General features: G+C 48.5%; 3 protein-coding genes and 1 pseudogene. All 4 read left to right on the plus strand.

The window, feature by feature from the left end; translation table 11 throughout:
• Positions 1-779: carbohydrate ABC transporter permease (locus JF818_RS11665; RefSeq protein WP_198892179.1), on the plus strand; the 779-nt coding region annotated here is incomplete at its 5' end.
• Positions 780-839: 60 nt separating this feature from the next.
• Entirely contained in the window at positions 840-2,417 is a 1,578-nt protein-coding gene (locus JF818_RS11670; RefSeq protein WP_198892180.1) for an extracellular solute-binding protein, read from the plus strand.
• A 74-nt stretch (positions 2,418-2,491) separates the two neighbouring features.
• Complete coding sequence (locus tag JF818_RS11675; RefSeq protein WP_198892181.1) at positions 2,492-3,592, plus strand: glycoside hydrolase family 105 protein; 1,101 nt, start codon at positions 2,492-2,494, stop codon at positions 3,590-3,592.
• 266 nt (positions 3,593-3,858) lie between these two features.
• Positions 3,859-4,107 (plus strand): annotated as a pseudogene (locus JF818_RS11680) (BMP family ABC transporter substrate-binding protein); the annotation flags it as partial.
• Positions 4,108-4,248: the final 141 nt, after the last annotated feature.

Genomic DNA, 4,248 nt, shown 5'->3' on the forward strand with positions numbered 1-4,248 from the left:
CTATTACTCTCTCATTCAGGCCAAATGACTATATTGGCAACAACCTGGAAGGGATGTTCCTGATGCCCTGGAATTGGTCGACCTCAGCATATGAGGCACTGTTGGGAAATGCAGGATTCCTGCTTGCTTTTGGCAATAGTGTAAAGATATTGATTGGAGGGGTGGCGAGTGCTTTGCTGCTTACCATACCCCTTGCATATGTACTGTCCATACCTACCCTGCCGGGGAGACGCTATCTGAACTTGCTTGTCATTGTCCCTTATGTGTTCAACGTCGGGATGATACCAACCTATCTGTTGGTTACGAATATCGGTTTGATCGACAAGCTTCCGGCAGTCTATATCCCGGTGGCGATCAGCACCTACAACTGTCTGATCATGCGTTCCTTCTTCGAGGGTATTCCCAACGAGCTGAAGGAGTCTGCACGCATTGACGGGGCATCAGAGATTCAAGTTCTCTTGAGAATTATCCTGCCCCTCTCGAAAGCGATCATCATGACCATCGGGTTATTCTACGGGGTATCCTTCTGGAATAATTTCTTCCATGCAATGCTCTACCTCAATAGTAATGCGTTGCAGCCCCTTCCAATTTTGCTCAGGAACATACTGATGGCCAGTGGAATGAATGAATATGTGGAGGTAAGTGCCTTCGGGGATGCTCCGATTGCCGCCATCAAGGCCGCATCGGTCTTCATGAGTGCCATCCCGATGGTTATTGCTTACCCATTCATCCAGAAGTATTTCACCAAGGGAACATTGCTGGGAAGTGTGAAAGGGTAAGATGCTTTCCTGCTCTGCATGATTTTGATTGGATTTGGTAATTCATAAGGAGGATTAGCCATGAAGAAACAGTATTTCGTATGCATCGCACTCATTGCGTTGCTCGCTTTCGTTTCCCTGCCGGTATTCAGTCAGGGAACCAAAGAAGCTGCAGTAGATGGTCCTGTGACCATTGATCTGTGGTATGGCGCTGCGGTTACCGAAGCTGGGCCACCCCCAGCTGATTGGGTAGGGTTTGACATCATCAAAGAGAAGTTGAACATCGATCTGAAGCTGACAACGCTTCCCTCCAATGAGAGTGACCAGGATGTAAAGATCCAGGCTGCTGCAGCGGCAAACAATCTCCCCGACCTGTTCATGGTCCGCCGCGATGTTTTGACCCGTCTGGTTCCCCAGGGCTTGGTTGCTCCTGTTGATGATCTGTATGCAAAGATGCCTACCCGTACGGCAACCCATTACAACGAGGTAAGTCGTAACCATGCAAAGTTTGGCGGAAAGAGCTATGGACTGGCTGACCCCGGTTCGATTGTCAAGAATGAAGGTTTGTTGATTCGTAAGGATTGGCTGGATAACCTCGGCTTGAGTGTGCCAACAACCACTGATGAATTGCTCGATGTGATGCGCGCATTCACCTTCGATGATCCTGATGGCAATGGCAAGAATGACACCTATGGCTATGGAGCTTTCCAGGAAGTCAACAACTATGAAGCATGGCCCGGCCGCCGCTTGCAGCCGATCCTTGGAGCATTCGGTGTTGAAGGTACCTGGGATATGACTGCTGACAGTGCTGGCCTGAATATTCTCAAGCCTGAATTCTACGATGCAATGGCATATCTCAAGCAGATGGCTGATGAGGGTATCATTGATCCAAACTGGCTTGCCTACAAGAAGGATGATTTCCGTGCTGCTTGGAAGCAGGGTCGTTTTGGGATCATGAGAGAGCAGAATGCTGCATTCGCTGCCCAGTCCAACTACGCTCCATTCGATAAGAACTTCCCTGACGGTGAGTGGGTGATCATGGATCCAATTGAGGGGCCGAAGGGACATGCCTCGATCGGACCTTACACTGCAGGATTCCGAATTTACGCCATCAGTGCAAAAGCGGCTGAAGAGGGAAAGAAGGACAAGATTGCCGAACTGCTCGAGTGGATGGCTTCTGATGAAGGCTACTTCTTGCTCGGCTGGGGCGTCGAGGGTGTGAACTACACCAAGGATGCAAACGGCGTTCCTGTTGCTGATGGTCTCTCTGATCCTGATCTGGCTTTCAGCGGTCCTGTAGGACAGACTGTGACCCAGCTCAGAAACATGGTCTTCTACAATGGTGATATCGAGTTGTATGCTCGCTATCCGAAGTACATCACTGCCACCAGCAAGAAGGAAATGTCTGCACTTGAGGTACTGCGTGAGATGCAGACCAAGCAGTGGACCCCAGCTGTTGGTTCTGACATGCTTCCGATTCCGAATGCTGACCTGAAGCGCTTCTATGAACAGGGATTGAGTGAGTTCATCACTGGAAAGCGTACGCTGAACAGGTCTAACTGGAATACTTGGATTGCTGAGTTCAAGAAGCTCGGTGGACAGGATTGGAATGACAAGGGCGTTGCCTTTGCCAAGGAGAACAACCTGCTGAACGAGTAGGTGTGATGAGACCTGGTTCCGGCTGCCGATCATCAGGCAGCCGGAAGATTTAGCACGAACATGAGGAATGAAGCATGATGGACAGGGGTGAGCGCCTTTCGTTGAAACTGGCTGAAAGTGTGGTTTCACGTTACAAACCTTCACAGATGCGATGGCATTATGAGCATGGGCTGGTGATACACAGTTGTCTGCTGGTTGGAGAGGCCTACGACCGAGAAGAGATGTTCCAGTGGGCATACTCCATGTATGACCCAATGGTGGAAAAGGATGGCCAGGTTGTCTCCTACCGATTAGGGGAATACAACCTTGACCAGATTAACGCTGGAAGAAATCTTTTCGCTCTGTATGAGAAGACAAAGGAGAGACGTTTCCTCCTGGCTGCCCAGTTGCTGAAAAGTCAACTCAACTCACACCCAAGGACTCTTTCAGGAGTATTCTGGCATAAGGAGATCTACCCTTGGCAGATATGGCTGGATGGAGTCTATATGCAGGGTCCTTTCAATGCCCAGTTCTGCAAGGTAAGTGGTGATAGTGCAGGATTCAACGATACGGTGGAGCAGGTGATCAAGGTTTATCGGACACTTAGGGACCCGAAGACGGGCTTGCTGTATCATGCCTATGATGAATCCCGGGGCCAGAGATGGTCTGACGCAGAAACCGGTCTTTCTCCCCACTTCTGGGGGAGGGCGATTGGATGGTACTGTATGGCTATCCTTGATATCCTTGACTTCCTTCCTGAGTCACATCCCAAACGTGGGGAGCTGGTGCGTATTCTTACCCAGGTTCTTGACTCACTGCTCCCTTATCAGAGTGAGAGCGGTATGTGGTATCAGGTGGTGGATAGACTGGATGAGAAAGATAACTATCTTGAAACCTCATGCTCAAGTATGTTTGCCTACAGTCTTCTAAAAGCATTGCGAGTTGGTATTACCAATAATGAAATCTATCGAAAGCAGGCATTACTTGCGATTGATGACATTAGAGAACGATACCTGAGAGAGGATGAGAAAGGATGTCTCCATCTAGGAGGAATCTGTTCTGTTGCTGGATTAGGCGGAAATCCCTATCGCGATGGTTCATTGCACTACTATGTATGTGAACCAGTGGTGGAGGATGATTTCAAAGGGGTGGGTTCCTTTATCCTTGCTTGCTTGGAAGCTGAGCAATCTACCTAGATAAGACAGTGCGCTTGTTTTCAGTCCCCCGGTGATAGAGCCGGGGGTTTCTGCGTTCAGTCAAGAATTTCTATGTGTATAGAGGTTCAGACAACTGTTTCTTGCTCAATGGTTTGTCTTGGACCAATGCTCTCTGGAGGCCGTTTCTTTGTTTGACAACGGTACAAGGTGAATGTAGAATGAATTTACACAGTTTTTTGTGCATGATCACAAAAATAGGAGAAGACAGTATGAAAAAATTGGCTGTAGTGCTTTGTATCTTCCTGATGCTCGGCTCGTTTGCATTCGCTCAAGGTAGCGATGAAGGTGGGGCAAAGAAGAGTAATCTTCGTGTTGGAATGGTAACTGATGCTGGTACGATTGATGATAAATCCTTCAATCAGGGAACTTGGGAAGGTATTCTGAAGGCAAGTAAGGACTACGCACTTGATGTCAAGTATCTCAAGCCCGCAGGAACCACTGAGGCTGACTACCTGAAGGAAATCGGTAACTTGGTTGATGCTGGCTATAACTTTAGCGGGGTGGGCGGTTAGCTCCTCCTGTGCTATAATTTATGCATATATCCTTGAATGGTGGAGGAGCTGTGAAATCCACATCAAATGCAGAGTATGAGTACCCAAATACATACAGGGACTTTGTGAGAATGTTTCCAGATG

The sequence above is a fragment of the Sphaerochaeta sp. S2 genome, from assembly GCF_016406725.1.
Lineage (GTDB): Bacteria > Spirochaetota > Spirochaetia > Sphaerochaetales > Sphaerochaetaceae > Sphaerochaeta.

Bases quoted from the DNA above. Each gene is read 5' to 3' on its own strand.
- JF818_RS11670 (WP_198892180.1), top strand. From the start codon at position 840: ATGAAGAAACAGTATTTCGTATGCATCGCACTCATTGCGTTGCTCGCT.
- JF818_RS11675 (WP_198892181.1), top strand. From the start codon at position 2,492: ATGATGGACAGGGGTGAGCGCCTTTCGTTGAAACTGGCTGAAAGTGTG.